Annotated in this window: 19 protein-coding genes; 14 read left to right on the plus strand and 5 right to left on the minus strand. The window is 70.8% G+C overall.

The window, feature by feature from the left end; genetic code table 11:
- Nucleotides 1-5 precede the first annotated feature (5 nt).
- Both OG753_RS16805 and tesB read left to right on the plus strand, forming a co-directional pair.
- Nucleotides 6-1,163 (plus strand): acyl-CoA dehydrogenase family protein, encoded by a 1,158-nt coding sequence (locus OG753_RS16805; RefSeq protein WP_189737167.1) that lies wholly within the window; start codon nt 6-8, stop codon nt 1,161-1,163.
- Nucleotides 1,164-1,189: 26 nt separating this feature from the next.
- Nucleotides 1,190-2,068, plus strand: a complete 879-nt coding sequence (gene tesB / locus OG753_RS16810; protein WP_327262593.1) for an acyl-CoA thioesterase II — start codon at nt 1,190-1,192, stop codon at nt 2,066-2,068.
- Between the two features lie 15 nt (nt 2,069-2,083).
- On the opposite strand, the gene OG753_RS16815 is transcribed toward tesB, so the two are convergent.
- The 3 genes from OG753_RS16815 to OG753_RS16825 all read right to left on the minus strand — a co-directional run bounded on the left by OG753_RS16815 (nt 2,084) and on the right by OG753_RS16825 (nt 4,499).
- The gene (locus tag OG753_RS16815; RefSeq protein WP_405789011.1) at nt 2,084-2,932 is read right to left on the minus strand and encodes a DUF4253 domain-containing protein; all 849 of its coding nucleotides are present in this window, start codon (nt 2,930-2,932) and stop codon (nt 2,084-2,086) included.
- Between the two features lie 125 nt (nt 2,933-3,057).
- Nucleotides 3,058-3,864, minus strand: a complete 807-nt coding sequence (locus OG753_RS16820; RefSeq protein WP_327262595.1) for a phosphatase — start codon at nt 3,862-3,864, stop codon at nt 3,058-3,060.
- 56 nt (nt 3,865-3,920) lie between these two features.
- Nucleotides 3,921-4,499 (minus strand): TetR/AcrR family transcriptional regulator, encoded by a 579-nt coding sequence (locus OG753_RS16825; RefSeq protein ID WP_327262596.1) that lies wholly within the window; start codon nt 4,497-4,499, stop codon nt 3,921-3,923.
- Between the two features lie 112 nt (nt 4,500-4,611).
- Here OG753_RS16825 and OG753_RS16830 point away from each other — a divergent pair, with 112 nt between their 5' ends.
- The 10 genes from OG753_RS16830 (at nt 4,612) to OG753_RS16875 (ending at nt 18,155) form a co-directional block, all read left to right on the plus strand.
- The gene (locus tag OG753_RS16830) at nt 4,612-6,228 is read left to right on the plus strand and encodes a carboxyl transferase domain-containing protein (protein WP_327262597.1); all 1,617 of its coding nucleotides are present in this window, start codon (nt 4,612-4,614) and stop codon (nt 6,226-6,228) included.
- Nucleotides 6,229-6,244: 16 nt separating this feature from the next.
- Nucleotides 6,245-8,272 carry a biotin carboxylase N-terminal domain-containing protein gene (locus OG753_RS16835; protein WP_405789014.1) on the plus strand — a complete coding sequence of 676 codons (2,028 nt, stop codon included), beginning with the start codon at nt 6,245-6,247 and terminating at the stop codon, nt 8,270-8,272.
- An 11-nt stretch (nt 8,273-8,283) separates the two neighbouring features.
- Nucleotides 8,284-9,207, plus strand: a complete 924-nt coding sequence (locus OG753_RS16840; protein WP_327266780.1) for a hydroxymethylglutaryl-CoA lyase — start codon at nt 8,284-8,286, stop codon at nt 9,205-9,207.
- Nucleotides 9,208-9,214: 7 nt separating this feature from the next.
- Nucleotides 9,215-10,378, plus strand: a complete 1,164-nt coding sequence (locus tag OG753_RS16845) for an acyl-CoA dehydrogenase family protein (RefSeq protein ID WP_327262599.1) — start codon at nt 9,215-9,217, stop codon at nt 10,376-10,378.
- A 481-nt stretch (nt 10,379-10,859) separates the two neighbouring features.
- Complete coding sequence (locus OG753_RS16850) at nt 10,860-11,897, plus strand: ABC transporter substrate-binding protein (protein ID WP_327262600.1); 1,038 nt, start codon at nt 10,860-10,862, stop codon at nt 11,895-11,897.
- Nucleotides 11,898-11,962: 65 nt separating this feature from the next.
- Complete coding sequence (locus tag OG753_RS16855; RefSeq protein ID WP_327262601.1) at nt 11,963-12,865, plus strand: siderophore-interacting protein; 903 nt, start codon at nt 11,963-11,965, stop codon at nt 12,863-12,865.
- A gap of 149 nt (nt 12,866-13,014) precedes the next feature.
- Nucleotides 13,015-14,511 carry a pyridoxal phosphate-dependent decarboxylase family protein gene (locus OG753_RS16860; RefSeq protein WP_405789017.1) on the plus strand — a complete coding sequence of 499 codons (1,497 nt, stop codon included), beginning with the start codon at nt 13,015-13,017 and terminating at the stop codon, nt 14,509-14,511.
- Nucleotides 14,495-15,793, plus strand: a complete 1,299-nt coding sequence (locus tag OG753_RS16865; protein ID WP_327262603.1) for a SidA/IucD/PvdA family monooxygenase — start codon at nt 14,495-14,497, stop codon at nt 15,791-15,793. The genes OG753_RS16860 and OG753_RS16865 overlap by 17 nt, the downstream gene beginning before the upstream one ends.
- Nucleotides 15,793-16,377 (plus strand): GNAT family N-acetyltransferase, encoded by a 585-nt coding sequence (locus OG753_RS16870; RefSeq protein WP_405789019.1) that lies wholly within the window; start codon nt 15,793-15,795, stop codon nt 16,375-16,377. Before OG753_RS16865 ends, OG753_RS16870 begins: the two co-directional genes overlap by 1 nt.
- Nucleotides 16,374-18,155 carry an IucA/IucC family siderophore biosynthesis protein gene (locus tag OG753_RS16875; RefSeq protein ID WP_327262605.1) on the plus strand — a complete coding sequence of 594 codons (1,782 nt, stop codon included), beginning with the start codon at nt 16,374-16,376 and terminating at the stop codon, nt 18,153-18,155. Before OG753_RS16870 ends, OG753_RS16875 begins: the two co-directional genes overlap by 4 nt.
- Nucleotides 18,156-18,281: 126 nt before the next feature.
- On the opposite strand, the gene OG753_RS16880 is transcribed toward OG753_RS16875, so the two are convergent.
- The gene (locus tag OG753_RS16880) at nt 18,282-19,871 is read right to left on the minus strand and encodes a beta-N-acetylhexosaminidase (RefSeq protein ID WP_405789021.1); all 1,590 of its coding nucleotides are present in this window, start codon (nt 19,869-19,871) and stop codon (nt 18,282-18,284) included.
- A gap of 172 nt (nt 19,872-20,043) precedes the next feature.
- On the opposite strand from OG753_RS16880, the gene OG753_RS16885 reads away from it, so the two are divergent.
- A complete protein-coding gene (locus tag OG753_RS16885; RefSeq protein WP_030008735.1) occupies nt 20,044-20,319 on the plus strand; it encodes a hypothetical protein in 276 nt (91 codons plus the stop codon).
- A 65-nt stretch (nt 20,320-20,384) separates the two neighbouring features.
- The gene (gene glmS, locus OG753_RS16890) at nt 20,385-22,202 is read left to right on the plus strand and encodes a glutamine--fructose-6-phosphate transaminase (isomerizing) (RefSeq protein ID WP_327262607.1); all 1,818 of its coding nucleotides are present in this window, start codon (nt 20,385-20,387) and stop codon (nt 22,200-22,202) included.
- Between the two features lie 73 nt (nt 22,203-22,275).
- Here glmS and OG753_RS16895 read toward each other — a convergent pair whose 3' ends face one another.
- Nucleotides 22,276-22,842, minus strand: a complete 567-nt coding sequence (locus OG753_RS16895; protein ID WP_327262608.1) for an acetate uptake transporter — start codon at nt 22,840-22,842, stop codon at nt 22,276-22,278.
- Between the last annotated feature and the right edge of the window lie 180 nt (nt 22,843-23,022).

The raw sequence follows: 23,022 nt of genomic DNA on the forward strand, positions 1-23,022 counted from the left end.
CGGCCGTGCGCCGTACCGTTTTCAACGAGGACCACGAGGCATTCCGCGAGACCATTCGCGCCTTCATCGAGGCCGAGGTCGTCCCCGTCTACGACGAGTGGTTCGCAGCCGGTCAGGCGCCGCGCGACTTCTACTACAAGCTCGGCGAGCTGGGCGTCTTCGGCATCAACGTGCCCGAGGAGTTCGGCGGCGCGGGCCTGGACACCCACAAGTTCGAGGCCGTCCTCTACGAAGAGACCTCCCGCGCGGGCGTCAACTTCGGCGGCTCCGGCGTGCACGTGCTGCTCGCCCTCCCCTACATCAAGATGCTGGCCGACATCGAGCAGAAGAAGCGCTTCCTGCCGAAGTTCGTCTCCGGCGAGGAGATGTGGGCCCTCGCGATGACCGAGCCGGGCACCGGCTCCGACGTCGCGGGTATGAAGACCACCGCCAAGCTCTCCGAGGACGGCACGCACTACGTCCTCAACGGCTCCAAGACCTTCATCACCGGTGGCGTCCACGCCGACCGCGTGATCGTCTGCGCCCGTACCTCCGCCCCGAGCGAGGACGACCGCCGCTTCGGCATCTCCCTCTTCGCCGTGGACACCAAGTCCGAGGGCTACTCCATCGGCCGCAAGCTCGACAAGCTGGGCCTGAAGACCTCCGACACCGCCGAGCTGGCGTTCGTCGACGTGAAGGTCCCGGTCGAGGACCTGCTCGGCGAGGAGGGCAAGGGCTTCTACTACCTCGGCCACAACCTGGCCTCCGAGCGCTGGGGCATCGCCTTCGGCGCGTACGCCCAGGCCGCCGCGGCCGTCCGGTTCGCCCAGCAGTACGTCACGGAGCGCACCGTCTTCGGCAAGCCCGTCGCGCACTTCCAGAACACCAAGTTCGAGCTGGCCGCCTGCCAGGCCGAGGTGGACGCCGCGCAGGCCGTCGCCGACCGCGCCCTGGAGGCCCTGGACGCCGGCGAGCTGACCCCGGCCGAGGCCGCCTCCGCCAAGCTGTTCTGCACCGAGGTCGCGCACCGCGTGATCGACCGCTGCCTCCAGCTGCACGGCGGCTACGGCTACATGAACGAGTACCCGATCGCCCGCCTGTACGCCGACAACCGCGTGAACCGCATCTACGGCGGCACCAGCGAGATCATGAAGTCCATCATCGCCAAGTCCATGGGTCTGTAAGGAATTCGGGCACCTACCCTTCCCCCATGAACGAGGCACTGACGAATCTCCTCGATCTGCTCGATCTCGAGCAGATCGAGGAGAACATCTTCCGCGGTACCAGCAGGCCTTCGCTGGTACCGCGGGTGTTCGGCGGCCAGGTCGCGGCCCAGGCACTGGTCGCGGCCGGGCGGACCGTCCCCGCGGACCGCACCGCGCACTCCCTGCACTCGTACTTCCTGCGCACCGGGGACACCGGCGCGCCGATCGTCTATTCGGTCGACCGGATCCGCGACGGGCGCTCCTTCACCACGCGCCGGGTCGTCGCCGTCCAGCACGGCCAGCCGATCTTCCACCTCTCCGCGTCGTTCCAGAAGTACGAGGACGGCCTCGACCACCAGGTCACGATGCCGCCGGCCCCGGACCCGGAGACCCTGCCGACCGCGGCCCAGTCGCTGCCGGCGTACCGCGAGATCTTCCGCGACCCCGGCACGGTGGAGCGGCTGATCGAGACGCGGGAGGCGGTGGACCTGCGCTACGCCACGACCCCGCCCTGGGGCAGCGTCGGCGAGCCCGTGGAGCCGCGCTCGCAGGTGTGGTTCCGTACGGCCGGCAAGCTCGACAGCGCCGATCCGCTGCTGCACACCTGCCTGGCCACCTACGTCTCCGACATGACCCTGCTGGACTCCGTACTGCTCGCGCACGGTCGGGGCGGCTGGGCGGTGGGTGACGTGGTCGGCGCCTCGCTGGACCACGCGATGTGGTTCCACCGGCCGTTCCGCGCGGACGAGTGGCTGCTCTACGACCAGGAGTCGCCCTCGGCGGCCGCGGGCCGGGGCCTGGGCCAGGCCCGCATCTGGACCCAGGACGGCCGGCTGGCCGTGACGGTCATCCAGGAGGGTGTCGTACGCGTCCCGCGTGCGTGACGTCCGCCCGGCCGCTCAGTCCCACCAGAACCCCCAGTGGTTGCTACCGGTGACCGCCTCGTCGGCGTAGGCACGGATGCTCCCGGAGCCCTGGCAGATGTTGTCGGGCGAGAAGGCGAAGTGCTCCGCCGCGACGGGGAGCGCGTGGGCGGCCGTACGCGGCGGGGCCGCCACGGACACGTGGAGCTCGTCGAAGCCGAGGGCGACGACGCGGGCGCCGAAGCGGTCCTCCCAGGAGCGCAGGACGGCGCTGATGAGGGCGGTGTCGTTCTCGAAGTTGGCCGGCCCGCCCCAGCCCATCGCGGTCGGTACGTCGGCCCCGCGGCCGGCGGGGATCAGCGCGAGCCGCGGGCTCGGCAGGAAACCGCTCGCGATCAGCTCGTCCGCGAGCGCGCGGGCGGCGGCCTCCGGATCGACGCCGTCCGCCCCTGCCTCCGCGAGGCCCGGCCAGTCCCTGCCGAAGGGCGCGATGATCTCTTCGCCCTCCTCCCCCTCCTCCGGATCGGGAACCGCTCTGCTCCAGAACTCGCGCAGCACCGGCTCGACGTGGTGGTCGTCGGGGTCGGACATCCGCTCGGGCGAGAACTCCCGCTCCTGCCACCACCGTTCGAGCCCGCGCCGCCCCTGGATCAGCACGGCCTGCAGCCCGGCGGCCGCGAGCGCGGAACTCCGGTACGCGGCGAGCGCCCCGACTCCCACGGGCTCGTCGGACACCCACAACAACGACTCGGGCTTCCTGCCACGACTCCGCCGCCCCGGCGCGCTGACGAGCGCTCCCGGCGGCAACTCAAGCCCGATCGACCGCCCTTGGGGATCCTCCGCCAGGGCGGACAGCGGGGTGCGCACCTTCGAAGACTTCGCCATGGGCCGACCGTAACGACCACCACTGACAACCGGCGGGCCTGGAGCGCGCGTCGGTAGGCAATGACACGGAAGGCCCCGGCCGGGAGTCCTGGCTGGGGCCTTCCGCTGTCCGCGCGGCTGCGCCGTCAGCTCAGGCCCGCCGCGTCCAGGAGGTACGCCACCATCGGGTCGTAGTGGCGCGGGTCGCGGACGTGGTCGTCCAGGGGGATCGCCACCTGGAGGGTGCCCTCGGCCTCGCCCAGGAAGAGCGCCGGGTCGTTGCAGTCGGCGTAGCCGACCGCGTCCAGGCCGCGCTGGGCCGCGCAGCCCGCCCAGCCGTGGTCGGCGACGACCAGGTCCGGCTGCGGACGGTTCTCCGCCGTCAGGCCGTCCAGGATCGCGGCCATCGGCTCCGGCGAATGGGTGTGCCACAGGGTCGCGCCGCGCTCCAGGACCGCGACATCGGCGAACTGCCACACCGAGCCCTCGTCCGCCGTCAGGCCCCGGGGGATGACGACGATCTCGCAGCCCGCCGCCCGCAGAGCCGCCGCCGTCGCCCGGTGGACGTCCAGGAGGCCGCCCGGGTGGCCGGTGGCGAACAGCACGCTCTGCCGGTCCGCCGCCGCCTTGCGCAGCCGCGCCGCCAGCCGGTCCAGGCCGGCCACGGTCAGCTCCGGGTCGATGGTGTCCTGGCCGTACCGGATGGCCGGGTCGTCCACGACCCCGCACCGCTCCGCCATCACCGCGAGCACGTCCTGCTCGTCCGCCCAGCGGTCGCCCAGCTCCAGGCCGAGCCAGTAGTGCCGGTCGCCGTTGGCGAGCTTGCGGTAGTGGGAGAGGTTGTTCTCGCGCGGCGTCGCGACCTGCCCCGCGATCCGCGTGCGGACCAGATGGTCGATGAGTTCGGCGCGGGTGGGTACGGGCGTCTCTATCGGCTTCGGCATACGGGCCATTCTGCCGCCGCCGGGCCGGAGGCGGCGCGTCCATTCCGGTCGGCGGACGCCGCGGATCATGCCGACAGCGCCCCGAACGCGCCGTGCGCGAGGCGCCGCAGCAGCGATTCCGTCGCCTCCCGCCCCAGGGCCGCCAGGTGCGGGGTGGAGTTGAGCAGGCCGAAGACCGCGTGCACGGAGACCCGTACCTCAGCCTCGACGACCTCCGGGTGCAGTTCCCGTACGACCTCCACCCACAGCTCCACGTACTGGCGCTGCAGCTGGCGGACGAGCTTGCGGTCGGTGTCCCGGAGCCGGTCGAGCTCCCGGTCGTGCAGGGTGATCAGCGCCCGGTCGTCGAGCGCGAAGTCGATGTGTCCGTCGATGAGGGAGGACAGCACCCTGGCCGGTTCGCCCGCGGCCTCGGCCACCCGGTGGCGGCCGCCGGTCAGCAGCCGTTCACTGATACCGACGAGAAGTTCGGCGAGCATGGCGTCCTTGCCCGCGAAGTGCCGGTACAGGCCGGGGCCGCTGATGCCCACCGCGGCCCCTATCTCGTCGACGCCGACGCCGTGGAAGCCGCGCGCGGCGAAGAGACGAGCGGCCTCACTGAGGATCTGCTCGCGACGGGTCGGGGCGGCCGCTCTGGTGCTCATGGGAAACCATTCTAGACAGGGCCGTTAGCGGTCGTTAACCTAAGCCCCACACACGTTAACGCTCACTAACAGCGTGCACCGAGCAAGTGGAACGAGCAAGGGAGCTCGACCGATGCAGCAGGCACCAGTGCTGACGAGCGCCGCGGACCCGGCGTCCGAGGCCTGGCGGACCAACGAGGCCGCCCACCGCGAGCTGACCGAGGGCCTGCGCGCCCGGCTCGACGCGGCCCGGCTCGGCGGCGGCGAGAAGGCCCGCGCCCGCCACACCGCCCGCGGGAAGCTCCTCCCCCGCGACCGCGTGGACGCCCTCCTCGACCCCGGATCCCCCTTCCTGGAGCTGGCCCCGCTGGCCGCCGAGGGCATGTACGGGGGTGCGGCCCCCGCCGCCGGGGTCATCGCGGGCATCGGCCGGGTCTCCGGCCGCGAGTGCGTGATCGTCGCGAACGACGCCACCGTCAAGGGCGGCACGTACTACCCAATGACCGTCAAGAAGCACCTCCGCGCCCAGGAGGTGGCGCTGGAGAATCGTCTCCCCTGCCTCTACCTGGTCGACTCCGGCGGCGCCTTCCTCCCCATGCAGGACGAGGTCTTCCCCGACCGGGAGCACTTCGGCCGCATCTTCTACAACCAGGCCCGCATGTCGGGGGCCGGCATCCCGCAGATCGCCGCTGTCCTCGGCTCCTGCACCGCGGGCGGCGCGTACGTACCGGCCATGAGCGACGAGGCCGTCATCGTCCGCAACCAGGGCACGATCTTCCTCGGCGGCCCGCCGCTGGTGAAGGCCGCCACCGGCGAGGTGGTCACGGCCGAGGAGCTCGGCGGCGGCGAGGTCCACTCCCGGATCTCCGGCGTGACCGACCATCTCGCGGAGGACGACGCGCACGCGCTGCGGATCGTCCGCAACATCGTGGCGACCCTGCCCGACCGCGGGGCCCTGCCCTGGTCGGTCGAGGCACCGGAAGAGCCCAAGGTGGACCCGGACGGGCTGTACGGCGCGGTCCCCGTCGACTCGCGCACCCCGTACGACGCCCGCGAGATCATCGCGCGGATCACGGACGGCTCCCGCTTCCAGGAGTTCAAGTCCGAGTTCGGCCAGACGCTGGTCACCGGCTTCGCCCGGATCCACGGACACCCGGTCGGCATCATCGCCAACAACGGCATCCTGTTCGCCGAGTCCGCCCAGAAGGGCGCGCACTTCATCGAGCTGTGCGACCAGCGCGGCATCCCGCTCCTCTTCCTCCAGAACATCTCCGGCTTCATGGTCGGCAAGGACTACGAGGCCGGCGGCATCGCCAAGCACGGCGCCAAGATGGTGACCGCGGTGGCCTGCACCCGGGTGCCGAAGCTGACGGTGGTGGTCGGCGGCTCGTACGGCGCCGGCAACTACTCCATGTGCGGCCGGGCGTACTCGCCCCGCTTCCTGTGGATGTGGCCCAACGCCAAGATCTCCGTGATGGGCGGGGAGCAGGCGGCCTCGGTCCTGGCGACGGTCAAGCGCGACCAGATCGAGGGCGCGGGCCAGGACTGGCCCGCCGAGGACGAGGAGGCCTTCAAGGCCCCGGTCCGCGCGCAGTACGAGGAGCAGGGCAACGCCTACTACGCCACCGCGCGGCTGTGGGACGACGGGGTCATCGACCCGATGGAAACCCGGCAGGTGCTGGGACTGGCCCTGACCGCGTGCGCGAACGCCCCGCTGGGCGACTCGGGCTTCGGCATCTTCCGTATGTGACGTGAGGACCTCACTGATGTTCAGCACTGTTCTGGTGGCGAACCGGGGCGAGATCGCGGTCCGGGTCATCCGCACCCTGCGGCAGCTCGGCATCCGCTCCGTGGCCGTCTTCAGCGACGCCGACGCGGACGCCCGCCACGTACGGGAGGCCGACACGGCCGTCCGCATCGGCCCGGCCGCGGCCGCCGAGAGCTACCTCTCGGTGGAGCGGCTGCTGGATGCCGCCCGGCGCACCGGCGCCGAGGCCGTCCACCCCGGCTACGGCTTCCTCGCCGAGAACGCCGCCTTCGCACAGGCCTGCGCCGACGCCGGCCTCGCCTTCATCGGGCCGCCGGCGAGCGCCATCTCCCTGATGGGCGACAAGATCCGCGCCAAGGAGACCGTGAAGGCGGCGGGCGTGCCCGTCGTACCGGGCTCCTCGGGCAGCGGCCTGACCGACGCCGAACTGGTCTCCGCCTCCATGGAGATCGGTATGCCGGTGCTGCTGAAGCCCTCGGCGGGCGGCGGCGGCAAGGGCATGCGGCTGGTGCGCGACGAGGCGGTGCTGGCCGAGGAGATCGCGGCGGCCCGCCGCGAGGCGCGGTCCTCCTTCGGCGACGACACGCTGCTCGTCGAGCGGTGGATCGACCGGCCGCGGCACATCGAGATCCAGGTGCTGGCGGACGCCCACGGGAACGTGGTGCACCTCGGCGAGCGCGAGTGCTCGCTGCAGCGCCGCCACCAGAAGGTCATCGAGGAGGCGCCCTCGGTCCTGCTCGACGAGAAGACCCGTGCGGCGATGGGCGCGGCGGCGGTCGACGCGGCCCGCTCCTGCGGGTACGTGGGCGCGGGCACGGTGGAGTTCATCGTCCCGGGCGGTGACCCCTCCTCGTACTACTTCATGGAGATGAACACCCGCCTCCAGGTCGAACACCCGGTGACGGAGCTGATCACCGGACTGGACCTGGTGGAGCTCCAGCTCCGGGTGGCGTCCGGCGAACCGCTGGGCTTCGACCAGTCCGACGTGACGCTGACCGGGCACGCCATCGAGGCCCGCGTCTGCGCGGAGGATCCGGCGCGCGGTTTCCTGCCGTCCGGCGGCACCGTCCTGGCCCTGACCGAGCCCTCGGGCGGTGCGGTGCGCACGGACTCCGGGCTGACGGCGGGCGTGCCGGTGGGCTCGACGTACGACCCGATGCTGTCGAAGGTCATCGTCCACGGCCCGGACCGGCCGACGGCCCTGCGCATGCTGCGCGCGGCCCTGGCCGACACCGTGATCCTGGGCGTCCAGACCAACGCGGGCTTCCTGCGCAGGCTGCTGGCGCACCCGGACGTGGTCTCGGGCGACCTGGACACGGGCCTGGTCGAGCGCGACCTGCCGTCCCTCCTGCCGGAGGGGGTCCCGGACGAGGTGTACGCCACGGCGGCCCTGCTGGCGCAGCCCCTTCCGGGAGCGGACCGCAACGGCTGGACCGACCCGTTCGACGCCGCCAGCGGCTGGCGCCTGGGCGGCACGCCCGCGTGGACCGTGCACCACTTCCGCCTGCCGGGCCAGGACCCGGTCACCATCGAAACGCGGCTCAGCGCAGCGGGTTCAGCCTCGCGGGCGTCTGAGGTGCGGGGTCCGGGGCAGAGCTCCGGCGCACCGGCCTGCGGCCGGATCCTCAGCCGCACCCCGGACACCGTCACCGTCGAACTCGACGGCGTCACGCACCGCTTCAGCCACGCCGCCTCCCCGGAGGGGACCTGGCTCGGCCGCGACGCCGACAGCTGGCACGTCCAGTCGTACGACCCTGTCGTGGCGAACCTCGGCGGAGCCGGACACGGCGGCGCGAACACCCTCGCCGCCCCCATGCCCGGCACCGTCACCGTGGTCAAGGTGGCCGTCGGCGACACGGTCACGGCCGGGCAGAGCCTCCTGGTCGTCGAGGCGATGAAGATGGAGCACGTCATCTCCGCCCCGCACGCCGGCACGGTCACCGAGCTGGACGTCACGCCCGGCACCACCGTCGCCATGGACCAGATCCTGGCCGTCGTCACCCCGGACGAGGAGGAGGCCGCGTGAACAGGCTGCCCATGAACGTCCCGGCCCCCGGCCTCCCGGCCCGGGTCCGCATCCACGAGGTCGGCGCCCGCGACGGCCTGCAGAACGAGAAGACCGCCGTCCCCACGGCCGTCAAGGCGGAGTTCATCCACCGCCTCGCGGCCGCCGGACTGCGCACCATCGAGGCCACCAGCTTCGTGCACCCCAAGTGGGTGCCCCAACTGGCCGACGCGGAGGAGCTGTTCCCTCAGCTCGCCGACGTCGGGGCGGAGCTGCCCGTCCTCGTCCCCAACGAGCGCGGCCTCGACCGCGCCCTCGCCCTCGGCGCCCGGCGCATCGCGGTCTTCGGTTCGGCCACCGAGACCTTCGCCTCCCGCAACCTCAACCGCACCGTGGCCGAGTCCCTCGCCATGTTCGAGCCGGTCGTGGCCCGGGCCAAGGAGGGTGACGCACCGGCGCACGTGCGCGGCTACCTCTCCATGTGCTTCGGCGACCCCTGGGAGGGTCCGGTCCCGGTCCACCAGGTCGTCTCCGTGGCCAAGGCCCTGCTGGACATGGGCTGCGACGAGCTGAGCCTCGGCGACACGATCGGCGTGGCCACGCCGGGCCATGTCCGGGCGCTGCTCGCCGCGCTGAACGAGGCCGGTGTCACGACCGACCGGATCGGCGTGCACTTCCACGACACCTACGGCCAGGCCCTGTCCAACACCCTTGCCGCGCTCCAGCACGGGGTGACCACCGTGGACGCCTCCGCAGGCGGCCTCGGCGGATGCCCGTACGCGAAGAGCGCCACCGGCAACCTCGCGACCGAGGACCTGGTGTGGATGCTCGACGGCCTCGGCATCGAAACCGGGGTCGACCTGGCCGCCCTCACCGCCACGAGCGTGTGGATGGCCGAACAGCTGGGACGCCCCAGCCCCTCCCGTACCGTCCGCGCCCTCTCCCACAAGGAGTAGTCACACCATGTCCCTCGACCACCGGCTCACCCCTGAGCACGAGGAACTCCGCCGCACCGTGGAGGCGTTCGCGCACGACGTCGTCGCCCCGAAGATCGGCGACCTGTACGAGCGGCACGAGTTCCCCTACGAGATCGTCGCCGAGATGGGCCGCATGGGCCTGTTCGGCCTGCCGTTCCCGGAGGAGTACGGCGGCATGGGCGGGGACTACCTCGCCCTCGGCATCGCCCTGGAGGAGCTGGCCCGCGTCGACTCCTCGGTCGCGATCACCCTGGAGGCCGGGGTCTCCCTCGGCGCCATGCCGATCTACCTCTTCGGCTCCGAGGAGCAGAAGCAGCAGTGGCTGCCGAAGATGTGCTCCGGCGAGATCCTCGGCGCCTTCGGCCTGACCGAGCCGGGCGCCGGCTCCGACGCGGGCGGTACCCGCACCACCGCCGTCCGCGAGGGCGACGAGTGGGTGATCAACGGCTCGAAGTGCTTCATCACCAACTCCGGTACGGACATCACCGGTCTGGTCACGGTCACCGCCGTGACGGGCCGCAAGGCGGACGGCCGCCCGGAGATCTCCTCGATCATCGTCCCGTCCGGCACCCCGGGCTTCACGGTGGCCGCCCCGTACTCGAAGGTCGGCTGGAACTCCTCGGACACCCGCGAGCTGTCCTTCGACGGCGTACGGGTGCCCCTCGCCAACCTGGTGGGCCAGGAGGGCCGCGGCTACGCGCAGTTCCTGCGGATCCTCGACGAGGGCCGCATCGCCATCTCGGCGCTCGCGACCGGTCTCGCGCAGGGCTGTGTCGACGAGTCGGTGAAGTACGCCAAGGAGCGGCACGCCTTCGGCAAGGCGATCGGCGACAACCAGGCCATCCAGTTCAAGCTGGCCGACATGGAGATGCGCGCCCACATGGCCCGCATCGGCTGGCGCGACGCGGCCTCGCGGCTGGTGGCCGGGGAGCCGTTCAAGAAGGAGGCGGCGATCGCGAAGCTGTACTCCTCGACGGTCGCCGTCGACAACGCGCGCGAGGCGACCCAGATCCACGGCGGCTACGGGTTCATGAACGAGTACCCGGTGGCCCGGATGTGGCGGGACTCCAAGATCCTGGAGATCGGCGAGGGCACGAGCGAGGTCCAGCGCATGCTGATCGCCCGTGAACTGGGCTTCGCCGCCGGCTGACCCGAACGCACCGCCGCCCGGCGCGGGTGCCCGCACCCGCGCCGGAGCCGGCGCCTCCTCGGCCGCCTCCTCGGACGCCCGCGCGGCCGCCCCTGCGCCTCCCCGCCTCCGCGCCCCTGCGCCTCCGCGCCTCCGCGCCTCCGCGCATCTTCGCTCCGCCCCGGAGGCCCCTGAGGCCCCAAAGCGCCCGTACCTGCTGCGTCCTGCTCCCCGGAACGACGACCGGCAGCCGCAGGGCGGCATGCCGTTCCGCGCCCTCCCCGGTGGAGGGCCGCCGGATCCGTCCCCGGCATGATGATGCCCGGTCGGCCCGCGACGCCCGCGCCGTCACCACTGCCCCGGCGGACGTGCCCCACCTCGCGAGAAGTGATCCACCTCACGGATGGATCTTGCCCCGCCTCTGGACATACCCTTAGGTTAGGCTAACCTTCTCAGCGAACGGCCCAGCGGCCACCCTGCACGCACGAAAGCAGACATCGACATGCCCAAGTCCCGCACCTCCTCCTTCACTCGCCGCGGCTTCGTCGCAGCGGGTGGCGCCCTCGGCCTCGTCGCGGTCCTCGCCGCGTGCGGTGGCACCGACAAGGCGAAGGGTGACGGCGGCAAGGACAACGGCGCCGCGGCCGCCGGTGCCTGGACCTTCAAGGACGACCTCGGCAAGGACGTCAGCAGCCCGGCCAAGCCGAAGAACATCGTCGCCTTCACCGGCACCGCCGCCGCGCTGTACGACTACGGCGTCACGGTCAAGGGCGTGTTCGGCCCGACCAAGACCGCCGACGGCAAGCCCGACGTCCAGGCCGGCTCGCTGGACATCTCCAAGGTCGAGATCCTCGGCAACGTCTACGACGAGTTCAACGTCGAGAAGTTCGCGGCCCTCCAGCCCGACCTGCTGGTCACCAACAGCTGGGACGGCACCTACTGGTACGTGCCGGAGGCCTCGAAGGACAAGATCCTCGGTCTCGCCCCGCACGCCGCGATCAAGGTGGGCGGCGACGTCACCCTCGACAAGGCGCTGGAGCGCACCGCGGAGCTCGCCAAGTCCCTGGGCGCCGACCTGAACTCCAAGAAGACCGTGGACTCCAAGGCCCGCTTCGAGGCCGCCGCCGCGAAGGTGCGCGAGGCCACCAAGGCCAACCCGGGCGTCAAGGTGCTCGTCGGCTCCGGCTCGGACGCGCTCTTCTACGCCTCCACCCCGGACACCTCGGCCGACCTGAAGTACTTCAAGCAGCTCGGCGTCGAGTTCGTCACCCCGGACAAGCTGGACGAGGGCGGCTTCTTCGAGGGCCTCAGCTGGGAGAACGCCGGCAAGTACAAGGCCGACGTCATCCTGCTCGACAACCGCACCGGCACCCTGCAGCCCGAGCAGCTGAAGGACCGGCCGACCTGGGCCGAGCTGCCCGCCGTCAAGGCCGGTCAGGTCACCCCCCGCGTGACCGAGCCCATCTACTCGTACGACAAGTGCGCGCAGATCCTCGAGGACCTCGCGAAGTCCATCCAGAACGCCAAGAAGGTCAGCTGACCCCGGGCGCCCGGTGACCCCGGGCGCCACGCAGGCCGTTCCGACTTCCAGGGGGACCTCTCCGCATGACCGACACCGCATCCGACGCCGCCCCGGCCGTCGCCCACTTCCGGTTCTTCGAGCTCGAAGTGGTCCGCACGCTCCGGCTCGGCCACTCGTTCCTGCGGGTCACGTTCGGCGGGGAGTCCCTCGAGGGATTCCGCTCGGGCGGCTTCGACCAGAGCCTGTCGCTCTTCCTGCCCGCGTCCGGACGCGAGCACACGGTGCTCCCGTCCACGGACGAGGACACCTGGTTCGCCGCCTGGCGCGCGATGCCGGACGAGGAGCGGCCGGTGATGCGCTCCTACACGGTGCGCGAACAGCGCCGTACGCCCGAGGGTGCGGACGAGGTCGACATCGACTTCGTCCTCCACGGGGACACCGGCCCGGCGTCCCGCTGGGCCGGGCAGGCCGTGGCCGGCCGCCGGATCCTGGCGATCGGACCGGCCGTCGCGGAGAACAAGTCCGTACGCTTCCAGCCGCCGGCCGACACCGACGCGATCTGGATGTACGCGGACGAGACCGCCCTGCCGGCCGCGGCCGCGATCCTGGACCGGCTGCCCGCCGGGACCGGGGTCAGGGCCTGGTTCGAGGTCCCGCACGAGGACGACCGGATCGAGCTGGCGGCGCCCGCCGACGCGGACATCACCTGGATCGTGCGCGAGAGCGAGGGCCGGGAGCGGACGGAGCAGGTGCTGAGCGTGCTGCGCGCGGCCGGACCGGTTGCCGCCGAAGCCCCGTACGCCTGGCTCGCCGGCGAGGCCGGCACGATCCGCTCGGTGCGCCGCCACTTCGTGCAGGAACGATCCGTCGACCGCCGCGCGGTGCGCTTCACCGGCTACTGGCGACTCGGCGCGAGCGAGGAGCAGCTCCTCGCGGAGGCGTACGCGGGCAAGGCTCCGAGCGAGGACCCGACGTCCGAGCTGTAGCCAACTCGCATTCACCGCAGACCAGTTGAGATGGGCCCTGGCTTTCCAGCCAGGGCCCATCTGTATTTGGCCAATCGATAAGGTTAGGCTAACCTAAACGACGCACGCCACACCCCCGCCCCCTTCTGCCCCTGCCCGGAGGAAAGTTGATGCGCTCGCATCTGCTGAACGAGACGACCGCGGACCTCTACCGGCGCTCCGTCACCGAGGGCGTCGACCGTGTCGCCGCCAAACTCGCGACCACGGAGCGGCCCCACACCGGTATATCCGTCGACGAACTCGCCCCGGTCATCAACGGAATCGACCTGGACAAGCCGCTCGAGGACGCGGCCGCCGTCCTGGACGAGCTGGAGGACGTCTACCTGCGCGACGCGGTGTACTTCCACCACCCGCGCTACCTGGGCCACCTCAACTGCCCGGTCGTCATACCCGCCGTGCTCGGCGAGGCGATCCTCTCGGCCGTCAACTCCTCGCTCGACACCTGGGACCAGTCCATCGGCGGCACGCTGATCGAGCGCCGCCTCATCGACTGGACCACCGAGCGCATCGGCCTCGGCCCGGCCGCGGACGGCATCTTCACCTCCGGCGGCAGCCAGTCCAACTTCCACGCCCTGCTCCTCGCCCGTGACGAGGCCTGCCGGCTCGTCATGAAGAAGGCTCTCGACGAGGGACGCGAGCTCACCAAGGCCGAACTCCTGCCGAAGCTGCGCATCTTCACCTCCGAGGCCAGCCACTTCAGCGTCCAGAAGTCCGCCGCCATGCTCGGACTCGGCTACGAGGCCGTCATCTCCGTCCCGGTCGACCGCAACCGCCGGATGGACACCGCGGTGCTCGCCCTGGAACTGGAGGAGTGCGCCGCCGAGGGCCTCTTCCCGATGGCCGTCGTCGCCACCGCCGGCACCACCGACTTCGGGTCCATCGACCCGCTCCCCGAGATCGCCCGCCTGGCCGACGAGCACTCCGCGTGGATGCACGTGGACGCCGCCTACGGCTGCGGACTGCTGGCCTCCCCGACCCGCCGGCACCTCCTCGACGGCATCGAGCGCGCCGACTCGGTCACCGTCGACTACCACAAGTCGTTCTTCCAGCCGGTCAGCTCCAGCGCCATGCTGGTGCGCGACCGCGACACCCTCAAGCACGCCACGTACCACGCGGACTACCTCAACCCGCGCCGCATGGCCGAGGAGCGCATCCCCAACCAGGTCGACAAGTCCATCCAGACCACGCGCCGGTTCGACGCGCTCAAGCTCTGGGTGACCCTGCGCGTCATGGGCGCCGACGGTGTCGGCTCGCTCTTCGACGAGGTCATCGACCTGGCCGCGGCCGGCTGGGACATCATCGACGCCGACCCGCGCTTCGAGGTCGTCGTCAAGCCGCAGATCTCCACCCTCGTCTTCCGCTACGTCCCCCAGGACGGCGAAGACATCCGCGCCGACCTGGTCGACGAGGCCAACCTGCACGCCCGCAAGGCCCTGTTCGCCTCCGGTGAGGCCGTCGTGGCCGGCACCAAGGTGGACGGGAAGCAGTACCTGAAGTTCACCCTCCTCAACCCGCAGACCACGACGGCCGACATCACCGCCGTCCTCGACCTTCTCGCCGCACATGCCGAGCAGTTCCTGGGAGAATCCCTTGCCCTCCACCGCTGAGACCCACGACTTCATCGGCATCGGCGTCGGTCCGTTCAACCTCGGACTCGCCTGCCTGACCGCCCCGCTCGACGAGATCGACGGCCTCTTCATCGAGTCGAAGCCGCACTTCGAGTGGCACGCCGGGATGTTCCTGGACGGCGCGCACCTGCAGACGCCGTTCATGTCGGACCTGGTCACGCTCGCCGACCCGACCTCGCCCTTCTCCTTCCTGAACTACCTGAAGGACAAGGACCGGCTGTACTCCTTCTACATCCGGGAGAACTTCTACCCGCTGCGGGCCGAGTACAACGACTACTGCCGCTGGGCCGCCGACCGCCTCGACAACGTCCAGTGGTCCACCTCGGTCACCGAGGTCACCTACGACGAGCAGGCCGGCCTGTACGAGGTCCGCACGGACAAGGGCGAGACCCACCGGGCCCCCCGCCTGGTCCTGGGCACCGGCACCCCGCCGCACGTCCCGCAGTCCTGCGAGAACCTCGGCGGCGACTTCCTGCACAACTCCGCCTACATGCAGAACAAGGCGGAGCTGCAGAAGAAGAAGTCGATCACCCTCATCGGCTCCGGCCAGAGCGCGGCCGAGATCTACTACGACCTGCTCGCCGAGATCGACGTCCACGGCTACCAGCTCAACTGGGTCACCCGCTCGCCGCGGTTCTTCCCTCTCGAGTACACGAAGCTGACCCTGGAGATGACCTCCCCCGAGTACGTGGACTACTTCCACGCGCTCCCCGAGGACACCCGGTACCGGCTGGAGACCCAGCAGAAGAACCTCTTCAAGGGCATCGACGGCGACCTGATCAACGCCATCTTCGACCTGCTCTACCAGAAGAAGGTCAGCATGCCGGGCGCGGTCCCGACCACCCTGCTGACCAACACCTCCCTGAACAGCACCGCGTACGACACCACCACGGGCACGTACACGCTGGGGCTGCGCCAGGAGGAGCAGGAGCGCGACTTCTCCCTCAGCTCCGAGGGCCTGGTGCTGGCCACCGGCTACAAGTACACCTTCCCGGAGTTCCTGAACCCGGTGCGGGACCGCCTGAACTTCGACGGCCACGGCCGTCTCGACGCCGCCCGCAACTACAGCATCGACACCACGGGCCGCGGGGTCTACCTGCAGAACGGCACCACCCACAACCACTCCCTCACCTCGCCCGACCTGGGCATGGCGGCGTACCGGAACGCGTACATCGTCGGTGAGCTCCTCGGCCGCGAGCACTACAAGGTCGAGAAGTCCATCGCGTTCCAGCAGTTCGCCGCCCCGGAAGGCACCCTCTGATGAGCACCACCGAACTCCTCTACTCCCGCACCGACAAGGAACTCGGTTCCTTCGCCGTGCGCCCCCTGGACCCCTTCGCCGACGCGGAGCTGCTCCACGGCTGGGTCACGCACCCCAAGGCGTCGTTCTGGATGATGCAGGACGCCTCCCTGCCGGACGTCGAGCGCGAGTACATGAGGATCGCCGCCCACGAGCACCACCAGGCCTTCATAGGCCTGCACGAGGGCCGCCCCGCCTTCCTGATGGAGACCTACGACCCCTCCGAGCTGGAGCTGGTCGGCCTCTACGACGCCCTGCCCGGCGACGTCGGCATGCACTTCCTCGTCGCCCCGAGCGACACCCCGCTGCACGGCTTCACCCGCGCGGTCATCACCACGGTGATGGCCGCGGTCTTCGCCGACCCGGCCACCGAGCGCGTCGTGGTCGAGCCGGACGTCGCCAACACCGCCGTGCACGCCCTGAACGAGGCCGTCGGCTTCGTGCCGGAGCGCCGGGTCACCAAGCCGGAGAAGGAAGCCCTGCTGAGCTTCTGCACCCGCGCGCAGTTCGAGGCCGCCACGGACGTCCAGGAGGTCCGCGCATGAGCCTCGCCGACGCCGTCGCCCACCTCTCCCCCCAGCTGTGGGCCCGCGCCAACCGCGCCCTCGTCCGCAAGGGCCTCGCGGAGTTCTCCCACGAGCGCCTGCTGTCCCCGAAGCCGCTCGGCTCCGGCCTCTACTCGGTCCTGAGCGACGACTCCACCGTGGAGTACCGCTTCAAGGCCGTCCTGCACGCCCTCGACCACTGGTCGGTCGACGAGGCCTCCATCACCCGGCACCGGGACGGCGCCGAGCTGGAGCTGGACGCCCTCGACTTCCACATCGAGCTGCGCGAGTCCCTGGGCCTGAGCCCCGAGGTGCTGCCCGTCTACCTGGAGGAGATCTCCTCCACCCTGGCCGGCACCGGCTACAAGTACACGAAGCCGCAGATCTCCTCCGACGTCCTCGCGAAGTCCTCCTTCCAGGACATCGAAACCGGCATGACCGAGGGCCACCCCTGCTTCGTCGCGAACAACGGCCGGCTCGGCTTCGGGGTGCACGAGTACCTCTCGTACGCCCCGGAGACCGCCAGCCCCGTCCACCTGGTGTGGGTGGCCGCCCGCAAGGACGTCTCCACCTTCACGGCGGGCGCGGGCCTGGACCACGACTCCTTCATGCGCGAGGAGCTCGGCGAGGAGACCATCGGCGTCTTCGCGGAGCGGATGACCGCGCTGGGCCTGGACCTGGCCGACTTCCACCTCTTCCCCGTGCACCCCTGGCAGTGGTGGAACAAGACCACGGTCACCTTCGCGGCCGAGATCGCGAACCACCGGCTGGTGCTGCTGGGCGAGGGCCCGGACGAGTACCTCGCGCAGCAGTCGATCCGCACGTTCTTCAACCGGAGCGCTCCGGAGAAGCACTACGTGAAGACGGCCATCTCGGTCCTGAACATGGGCTTCATGCGAGGCCTGTCGGCCGCGTACATGGAGGCCACCCCGGCCATCAACGACTGGCTGCACCAGCTGATCGAGGGCGACGAGGTCCTGAAGTCCGTGGACTTCTCGATCATCCGCGAGCGTGCGGCGATCGGCTACCACCACCGCCAGTACGAGCGCGCCACCGACCGGTACTCCCCGTACCGCAAGATGCTGGCCGCCCTGTGGCGCGAGTCCCCGGTCAACCGGATCGAGGGCGACGAGCGCCTCGCCACGATGGCCTCGCTCCTGCACGTGGACGCCGAGGGCAAGTCCTTCGTCGGCGCGCTGATCGCGGAGTCGGGCCTGACCCCGGCCGAGTGGCTGCGCCACTACCTGCGCGCCTACCTCGTGCCGCTGCTGCACTGCTTCTACCAGTACGACCTCGCGTACATGCCGCACGGCGAGAACACCATCCTCGTCATCGAGGGCGGCCTGGTGAAGCGGGCGATCTTCAAGGACATCGCCGAGGAGATCGTCATCATGGACGCGGACGCGGTACTGCCGCCCGCGGTCGAGCGCGTCCGGGCGGACATCCCCGAGGACATGAAGCTCCTGTCGATCTTCACGGACGTCTTCGACTGCTTCTTCCGCTTCCTCGGCGCGATCCTCGCCGACGAGGGCATCTGCGACGAGGACACCTTCTGGCAGGCGGTCGCGGACTGCGGCCACGAGTACCAGGAGTCCATGCCGCAGCTCGCGGAGCGCTTCGAGCGGTACGACCTGTTCGCGCAGGAGTTCCAGCTGTCCTGCCTGAACCGCCTCCAGCTGCGCAACAACAAGCAGATGGTCGACCTCGCCGACCCGGCGGCGGCCCTGCAGCTGATCGGCAACCTCAAGAACCCCGTCGCGGCCTTCGCCCGGCGGTGACACACGGGGCGGGGGAGGCATCGATACGGTCCCTCGGCGCCTCCCTCTCCCCACCCCCGAAATCCCGACGGCGTGACCGCGAAGCACCATGGCCCTCTTCGCGGTCACGCCTTCGTGTTCCTCCTTTTACGGCCAGGGGACGTCCGGCGCCCGGAAGAATCCGATCCCCTGCGCGTCCAGCCGGGGTGCCTGCGCGGCCAGCCGGCGGCCGTACGAGGCCCAGTCGAGCGCGGCCGCCGGTGACCAGCCCAGTTCCGCCAGGCCCATGACCCGCGGGAACGCCATCAGCTCCCACTCCGCCCGCGTCGCGACGTTCTCGGTCCACAGCGGGGCCTCCACCCCCAGGACGGAGGACTCCGGCACCCCGGCGAGGTACGCCCCCGGGTTCCAGGAGTAGGCCCGCTGAACCGGTACGTACCCCGCCCACGCCAGGCCGGGCTTCGTCGCCGCGTCGTACTTCATGTCCAGGTACAGCCGGTCCGCCGGCGACAGGATCAGCGGGTGCCCCGCCTTCGCCGCCGCCACCACGGCCGCCCTGTCCGCCGCCGGGGTCTTGTCGTGGCCCCAGTACTGGAGCACGGAGCCCCGCGCCGGGCGGGCCGTCGCCAGCTGGTGCCAGGCGACCACCGTCTTGCCGTACCGCCCCACCACCGCCTGGGCCCGGTCCATGAAGGCCGCGTAGTCCGCCGCCGGGGTCGCGTGCGCCTCGTCGCCGCCGATGTGCAGGTAGCGGCCGGGCGTCAGCCCGGCCAGCTCGCCGAGCACCTCGTCGATGAACTCGTAGGTCCGCTCCTTGGCCACGCACAGCGAGCTGAAGCCGACCTTGGTCCCGGTGTACCGCTCCGGGGCCTTCCCGTCGCAGTTCAGCTCGGCGTAGGAGGCGAGCGCCGCGTTCATGTGCCCCGGCATGTCGATCTCGGGGACCACGTCCACGTACCGCTGCCCCGCGTAGGCCACCAGCTCCCGGTACTCGTCCTTCGTCCAGTGGCCGCCGGGCCCGCCGCCGACCTCGCTGGCGCCCCCGTACTCCGCGAGCCGCGGCCAGGAATCGACGGCGAGGCGCCAGCCCTGGTCGTCGGTCAGGTGCAGGTGCAGGGTGTTGACCTTGTACTGGGCGAGCTGGTCCACGTACCTCTTCACCTGCTCCACCGAGAAGAAGTGGCGCGCGATGTCGACCATGGCCCCCCGGTACGCGAAGCGCGGCCGGTCGGTGACCGTCCCGCCCGGCACCGTCCCGGGACCGGTCGCCGGCACCAGCTGGCGCAGCGTCTGGCCCGCGTGGAACAGTCCGGCCGGCGTCCGCGCGGTGAGGGTGATCCCGCTCGGGCCGGACTCCAGCCGGTACCCCTCGTCGCCCACCTCCTGGGCGCCTTCGTCGATCCTGAGCCGGATCCCGTCCCCCTGCGCCCCGTCGAGCACCGGCAGCGGCAACCCGCTCGGGCCGCGCAGCTGCTCGGCGAGGAGCTCGCCGACCCGGCGGACCTCCTCGTCCGGGCGGCCGGTACGGATGACCGTGCCGGGCCCGAAGGAGTAGCCGGGCCCTTCGGCGCGCGCCGAGACGGGCGCCGGCAGCAGCCGTTCGAAGGGGGCGAGGGCCGCGGGCGGGTCGTCCCCGGGTCTGGCGTCGTCGCCGTGGGCCGGGGCGCAGGCCGTGACCATGGCCGGGGCCGCACCGAGGGCGAGGAGGGCGCCGAGCGTGCGTCGCAGGACTCTCATGCGCACAGGTATAGGCCAAGCGGGCCGCGACGTCAGGTGCGGTCACCGAGGACGGGCGGAAATCATCCGAAGGAGGTCACTCCGGGCGCTCCACTGGTCCAGACCAGAGGGATCCTGCCCGGAATCGGGCAGGATCTTTGCGTTCACCGCCGCAAGACGCCACTATCTACGGGTGCTCGATCGCCGCCCGTCGCATGACGACCTCGTCGACCACCTGGTGCGCAGCACCGCGCTGCAGCGCGGTGAGGCCGCCCGGGTGGTACTGGACGTGCTCGCCTACTTCGACGAGACGACCGAGGAGTTCGTCCGCCGCCGCCACCGGGAACTGCAGTCCGGCGGAGCGGTCAACGCGGAGATCTTCGAGCGGATCGCGGCCGAACTGCCGCACCGCGCCGTGGCGCCGCCGGAGCTCTCGCTCCGGCAGTTGCGCCGCATCGTCTACGGCTGAACCTGCCGCCGCACCCGCGGCCGCGAGCGAGTACACGAACCGAACTTCAGGAGGGGCTAAACCGTATGTGCGGAATCGTCGGTTACATCGGCAAGCGTGACGTGGCACCGCTGCTGCTCGAAGGTCTGCAGCGGCTGGAGTACCGCGGATACGACTCCGCGGGCATCGTCGTGAACAGCCCGAAGGCCTCCGCCCTCAAGGTGGTCAAGGCCAAGGGCCGGGTCCGCGAGCTGGAGTCCCGCGTCCCCAAGCGCTTCGCCGGCACCACCGGCATCGCCCACACCCGCTGGGCCACGCACGGCGCCCCGAGCGACATCAACTCGCACCCGCACCTGGACGCCGAGAACAAGGTCGCCGTCGTCCACAACGGCATCGTCGACAACGCCTCCGAGCTGCGCGCCAAGCTGGAGGCCGACGGCGTCGTCTTCGTCTCGGAGACCGACACCGAAGTCATCGTCCACCTGATCGCCCGCTCCGAGGCCGAGTCCCTGGAGGACAAGGTCCGCGAGGCCGTCAAGGCGATCGAGGGCACCTACGGCATCGCCGTCATGCACGCCGACTTCGCCGACCGCATCGTCGTCGCCCGCAACGGCTCCCCCGTCGTCCTCGGCATCGGCGAGAAGGAGATGTTCGTCGCCTCGGACGTCGCCGCCCTGGTCGCCCACACCCGCCAGGTCGTCACCCTCGACGACGGCGAGATGGCCACCCTCAAGGCCGACGACTTCCGCACCTACACCACCAGCGGTGCCACCACGACCGCCACCCCGGAGACCGTGGAGTGGGAGGCCGCCTCGTACGACATGGGCGGTCACGACACCTACATGCACAAGGAGATCTCCGAGCAGCCCGACGCGGTCGACCGCGTGCTGCGCGGCCGGATCGACGACCGCTTCAACACCGTGCACCTGGGCGGCCTGAACCTGGACCCGCGCGAGGCGCGCGGCATCCGCCGGGTCAAGATCCTGGGCTGCGGCACCTCGTACCACGCGGGCCTCATCGGCGCCGGCCTCATCGAGGGCATGGCCCGCATCCCCGCGGACGCCGAGCCGGCCTCCGAGTTCCGCTACCGCAACCCGGTCGTGGACCCCGACACCCTCTACATCGCGGTCTCGCAGTCCGGTGAGACGTACGACGTGCTCGCGGCGGTGCAGGAGCTCAAGCGCAAGGGCGCCCGCGTCCTCGGCGTGGTCAACGTGGTCGGCTCCGCCATCGCCCGCGAGGCCGACGGCGGCGTGTACGTGCACGCCGGCCCCGAGGTCTGCGTCGTCTCCACCAAGTGCTTCACCAACACGGTCGTGGCCTTTGCGCTGCTGGCCGTACACCTGGGCCGCATCCGGGACCTCTCGGTCACCGACGGCAAGCGGATCATCGAGGGCCTGCGCAAGCTGCCCGCGCAGATCCAGGAGATCCTCGACGGCGAAGAGGACATCAAGAAGCTGGCGGCCCAGTTCGCCGAGGCCAAGTCGATGATGTTCATCGGCCGGGTGCGCGGCTACCCGGTGGCGCTGGAGGCCTCCCTCAAGCTGAAGGAGATCTCCTACATCCACGCCGAGGCCTACCCGGCCTCCGAGCTCAAGCACGGTCCGCTGGCGCTGATCGAGCCCTCGCTGCCGACGGTCGCGATCGTCCCGGACGACGACCTGCTGGAGAAGAACCGCGCGGCGCTCGAGGAGATCAAGGCCCGCAGCGGCCGGATCCTGGCGGTCGCGCACCGCGAGCAGGAGAAGGCGGACCACACCATCGTGGTACCGAAGAACGAGGACGAGCTGGACCCGATCCTGATGGGCATCCCGCTCCAGCTGCTGGCGTACCACACGGCCCTGGCCATGGGCCGGGACATCGACAAGCCGCGCAACCTGGCGAAGTCGGTCACCGTCGAGTAATCGCCGTCCCCCGACAGCGGAGAACCCCCGTGCGCACCGCGCACGGGGGTTCTCCGCTGTCCTGCCCTGCCGGTCAGCCCGCGGCGACCGCGCCGCTGCGGGCCTTGCCGAAGGCCATCGGCCAGTGGGCGAGGGCGGCGGTGGCTCCGTACCAGGCCAGGAGTCCGCCGACCGCGGCCACCCAGCCGGCCACCTTGGCCAGCATGCTGTTGCCGGCGAAGGCACCTATCGCCAGCAGCAGCAGGGAGAGGGTGAACAGGCCGTACACGCCCTGCCCGAAGAGTCCGCTCGCCGCGCCCACGGTGAGGGTGAGGCCGAGGAGGGCGAACAGGACGAGGAACGATCCGGCGGCGTCCGCCGAAACCTTTCCGTCGGCTCCCGCGGCCCAGGTGAACCAGAAGGCCCCGAGTCCCGCGAACGCCGTGCCGTTGAACCCGTTGCCGCCGCGGAATTCGAGGACTCCGAGGACGAACAGGGCCAGACCGCCGACGTAGGTCGCGAGCGACACGGAGCTGGCAGCGGACACACCGTCGATGACACCGGTGTGGCCGATACCGAATGCGAGAAGGGTGAGACCCAGGGCGATGTGCCCGAGGGTCGAAGTCGAGGCCGTGCTTCCCGCAGAGACACCATTGTCCACGGCGGGCTCCCTTCGATCTGCAGTTGTTTGCTGCGTCCCAGCAGCATTTATCTACCCTTTACACAGGGACACAACCGCACAAGCGCCTTAACAAGCGGTCACGGAATGAAAACGGCGAGCGACCGGATCGGTCACTGGTTCGAGGGAACGTCACGAAATCCGGGCGGACGGCGAAGGGCA

This window comes from Streptomyces sp. NBC_00029 (assembly GCF_045160505.1).
Lineage (GTDB): Bacteria > Actinomycetota > Actinomycetes > Streptomycetales > Streptomycetaceae > Streptomyces.

Coding starts and splice junctions, on each gene's coding strand:
- OG753_RS16875 (WP_327262605.1), top strand. CDS start 16,374: ATGAGCCTCGCCGACGCCGTCGCCCACCTCTCCCCCCAGCTGTGGGCC.
- OG753_RS16815 (WP_405789011.1), bottom strand. CDS start 2,932: ATGGCGAAGTCTTCGAAGGTGCGCACCCCGCTGTCCGCCCTGGCGGAG.
- OG753_RS16850 (WP_327262600.1), top strand. CDS start 10,860: ATGCCCAAGTCCCGCACCTCCTCCTTCACTCGCCGCGGCTTCGTCGCA.
- OG753_RS16840 (WP_327266780.1), top strand. CDS start 8,284: ATGAACGTCCCGGCCCCCGGCCTCCCGGCCCGGGTCCGCATCCACGAG.
- OG753_RS16870 (WP_405789019.1), top strand. CDS start 15,793: ATGAGCACCACCGAACTCCTCTACTCCCGCACCGACAAGGAACTCGGT.
- glmS (WP_327262607.1), top strand. CDS start 20,385: ATGTGCGGAATCGTCGGTTACATCGGCAAGCGTGACGTGGCACCGCTG.
- OG753_RS16845 (WP_327262599.1), top strand. CDS start 9,215: ATGTCCCTCGACCACCGGCTCACCCCTGAGCACGAGGAACTCCGCCGC.
- OG753_RS16835 (WP_405789014.1), top strand. CDS start 6,245: ATGTTCAGCACTGTTCTGGTGGCGAACCGGGGCGAGATCGCGGTCCGG.
- tesB (WP_327262593.1), top strand. CDS start 1,190: ATGAACGAGGCACTGACGAATCTCCTCGATCTGCTCGATCTCGAGCAG.
- OG753_RS16855 (WP_327262601.1), top strand. CDS start 11,963: ATGACCGACACCGCATCCGACGCCGCCCCGGCCGTCGCCCACTTCCGG.
- OG753_RS16860 (WP_405789017.1), top strand. CDS start 13,015: ATGCGCTCGCATCTGCTGAACGAGACGACCGCGGACCTCTACCGGCGC.
- OG753_RS16880 (WP_405789021.1), bottom strand. CDS start 19,871: ATGAGAGTCCTGCGACGCACGCTCGGCGCCCTCCTCGCCCTCGGTGCG.
- OG753_RS16825 (WP_327262596.1), bottom strand. CDS start 4,499: ATGAGCACCAGAGCGGCCGCCCCGACCCGTCGCGAGCAGATCCTCAGT.
- OG753_RS16830 (WP_327262597.1), top strand. CDS start 4,612: ATGCAGCAGGCACCAGTGCTGACGAGCGCCGCGGACCCGGCGTCCGAG.
- OG753_RS16820 (WP_327262595.1), bottom strand. CDS start 3,864: ATGGCCCGTATGCCGAAGCCGATAGAGACGCCCGTACCCACCCGCGCC.